At 69.9% G+C, this 3,172-nt stretch carries 2 protein-coding genes and 1 pseudogene; 2 read left to right on the top strand and 1 reads right to left on the bottom strand.

The features are described from left to right. On the top strand, window positions 1-565 hold a 565-nt coding region (locus tag AC1DOC_RS26060), incomplete at its 5' end, for a LysR substrate-binding domain-containing protein (protein ID WP_478130780.1). Here AC1DOC_RS26060 and AC1DOC_RS26055 read toward each other — a convergent pair. Next, a complete protein-coding gene (locus AC1DOC_RS26055) occupies window positions 562-996 on the bottom strand; it encodes a DUF1841 family protein (RefSeq protein ID WP_436289716.1) in 435 nt (144 codons plus the stop codon). The genes AC1DOC_RS26060 and AC1DOC_RS26055 overlap by 4 nt on opposite strands. Window positions 997-1,281: 285 nt before the next feature. Here AC1DOC_RS26055 and AC1DOC_RS26050 point away from each other — a divergent pair. Further along, a pseudogene (locus tag AC1DOC_RS26050) lies at window positions 1,282-3,172 on the top strand (hypothetical protein); the annotation flags it as partial.

Raw genomic sequence — 3,172 nt, 5'->3', positions numbered from 1 at the left:
GGTGAAGAGCGCGGCCAACCCGGTGCTGCTCGACGAGCTGCGCGCCGGCGAGCTCGACCTGGTGGCCGGCCGCATGAGCGATCCGCGGCTGATGGGCGGGCTCAGCTTCGAGCTGCTCTACACCGAGCCGCTGGTGTTTGCCGTGCGCCCCGGCCATCCGCTGGCGGGCCGGTCGACCCGGGCGGTGTCGGTGCAGGCGGTGCTCGGCTTTCCGCTCGTGGTGTATGGCGAGGGCACCATCCCGCGCCACAACACCGAAAGCTTCCTGTCGGCGCGCGGCCTGGCGCTTCCGCCCCATGCGCTGCAGACGCTCGACGTTGCGGTGGCGCGCGGCCTGGTGGCGGTGTCCGACGCGGTCTGGATCACCCCGCTGGGCGCCGCGCGCGGCGAGCTGGCCGACCAGCGGCTGGTGCGCCTGCGCATCGAAACCGCCGGCACCGACGAGCCCGTGGGCCTGCTGCTGCGCAGCGACGCCGAGCCCTCGGCGCTGCGCAGCGCCATGGCCGCGCTGCTGCGCGAAGGCGCCAGGCAGCAGGGCGCGCTGCCTTCCCGGAAGGCCGGCTAGTCCTTGGTTGCGCGGCGCTGCACGCAGGCGACGTAGCCGTCGCCGTCGGGCGGCCGGCCGGCGCGCTGGCTCTCCCACATCATCTGGCCGAGGCATTCCATGGCCTCGTGATGCGCATCGAGCAGCGAGCCGCGGCGGGCGGCCAGCAGCTCGACGGCCTGGCGGATGCCGCGCGGCTGGTCGATGGAGCATTGCTCGCTGATCGAAAGGTGCATCGACAGGTGCAGGAACGGGTTCTCGTGGCCGTTCGAGCCGTCGTACACGCGCGCCACGGCCGCATCGGCGTCGGCCAGGTCCTCGTGGTATTCGGGGTGGGCGTCGATCCATCCCGCGGCAATCGTCTCGAGCGCTTCCATCGGCAAGCCTTGGCGGTGCTTGGCGTACACGTCGCAAAAGAAGCGGCGCACGTCTTCCTGGGAGGGATTGAACATATCTGTATGGAGAAGCTGGAAAGGAAAAAGAGGGAAGGGAAAACCGCGCGCCGGCAGCCCGGAATGCGCCCGATGTTCCGGTAGCGGGACGTTACGCCGTAACGTAACGAATGGTCAAAACAGCGTCCAAAGCGCTGTTCCGGCCGATGGCACGGGCACCCGTTTTCAGAAAAATATCCATAAAAATCAATAACTTGCGTTCTTGGTGAACCGGTGGCTCAAAAGAGTTGGCAGCACGGCACGCTAGTTGCCCCTGTAGATGCATCTTTTGTCACAGAGGCTGTCATGAACGCACCACAAGCACCGACCCATTCGACCGAAGGACTTGCCGCCAGTGGCGTTGCTCCTGTGGTCATCGCCCGAGCCACCAGCACACCGCTCGGCGCTCCCGCCGCGATGAGCTCGTCGGCACCTGCCGCTGCCGCGGCGCCCTCGAGCATTGGCACATTGTCCAATGCTACGCCGGGCGTCGCGGTGATGCGCGAGGGTGTCCGCATTCCGGTGGACGGCAACCAGACCCTGATCGCGGGTGACCGCGTGATCGTTCCCGAAGGCGGGCAGGCCAACGTCCTGTTCCCCGGCTCGGCCACCAACAAGGCGCCGCTGGCCGGCGTCTTCACCGGCGGCACCGACGCCACCATCGGCTCGACCAAGCTGCCCGGCGGCCTCGAACAAGTGAATGTGGATGTCGCCTCGGGCGACCTGCAGGTGACCCCGCCCGACAGCGACGCCGACGCGGCCGCACTGGCCGTCACCAAGAAGGTCGCGGCCGGCAGCGGCCTGGGCCTCGGCGAATTCGCGCTCGGCGCGCTGGGCGCCGTTGCGCTCGGTGCCGCGCTGGGCGGCGGTGGCGGTGACGACGGTGGAACGATCCCGTTCTTCGCCGGCAGCGGCGGTGGTGGTGGCGGTGAGAGCGATGCGGATGCTGATTCCGATGCGGATGCTGACGCGGATGCCGACGGCGATGCGGATGCCGACGCGGATGCCGATGCCGATGCTGATGCTGATGCCGATGCCGATGCCGATGCCGATGCTGATGCTGATGCTGATGCTGATGCTGATGCCGATGCCGATGCCGATGCCGATGCCGACGCCGATGCCGATGCCGATGCCGACGCCGATGCCGATGCCGATGCCGATGCCGATGCCGATGCCGATGCAGACGCAGACGCAGACGGCGACAGCCTGCTCGATCCGGGCGACGGCGCAGCCGGCGGCCTGGTCGGTTCGATCGGCGACACCGCGGGTCTCGGCGACTCGCTCGACCCGGTGCTGGGCGTGGTCGACGGCGTGAGCGACGTGGTCGACGACGTGCTGGCCCCGGTGCTCGGTTCCGAGTTCTCCCAGAACGATCCCAACCAGTTCGATCCGGCGGACGATTTCGTCGAGACCGTGGCCGATGGCGTGGGCGGCGTGGCCAGCCCGATCGTCGACGGCCTGCTCGGCGAAGGCGCCACGGGTGCGCTGGTCGACCAGCTGGTCAAGCAGGTCGACTACGTCACCGACGCGCTGCAGAACGGCCTGGACAACCTGGTGGGCGATGAAGGCATCCTGAGCGGCCTCACCGGCAGCCTCGGCCTGGACGGCGCGCTCGACGGCCTCGTGGGCGAGGACGGAGTGGTCGGCAACGTGGTGGACGGCCTGCTCGGCCAGGACAGCCTCCTCGGCGAGCTCGTCAGCGAAGACGGCCTGGTGGGCGGCCTGCTCGGCGAGAACGGCACGCTTGGCGGCCTCATCGGAGAAGGCAGTGCCGTCGGCAGCCTGCTGGACAACGTGATCGGCGACGACGGCATCGTCGGCGGCCTGCTGGGCGAGGACGGCGCCCTTGGCGGCGTGGTCGGCGGCGTACTGGGCGAAGAGGGCCTGCTGGGCGGCCTGATCGGCGCGGGCAGCCCCGTGGGCAGCCTGCTCGGCGGCGACGGCGTGGTGGGCGGCCTGCTTGGCGGTGACGGCGCGCTGTCCAGCCTGCTGGGCAGCGACGGCCTCTCCGGCGGCCTGCTGGGCCAGGATGGCGTGGTCGACAACCTCCTGGGCGACGGCGGCGCCGTGAGCGGCCTGCTCGAAGACAGCCCGCTGGGTGGCTTGCTCGGCGGCGAAGACGGCCTGCTCGGCGGCGTGACCGATGGCGTGCTGGGTGAAGGCGGCCTGCTGGGCGGCGTGCTTGGCGATGACGGCG

Source organism: Variovorax sp. 01T439_2, assembly GCF_056398445.1.
Note: the sequence above shows the minus strand (reverse complement) of the source record. Positions and strands in the feature narration are given on the sequence as shown.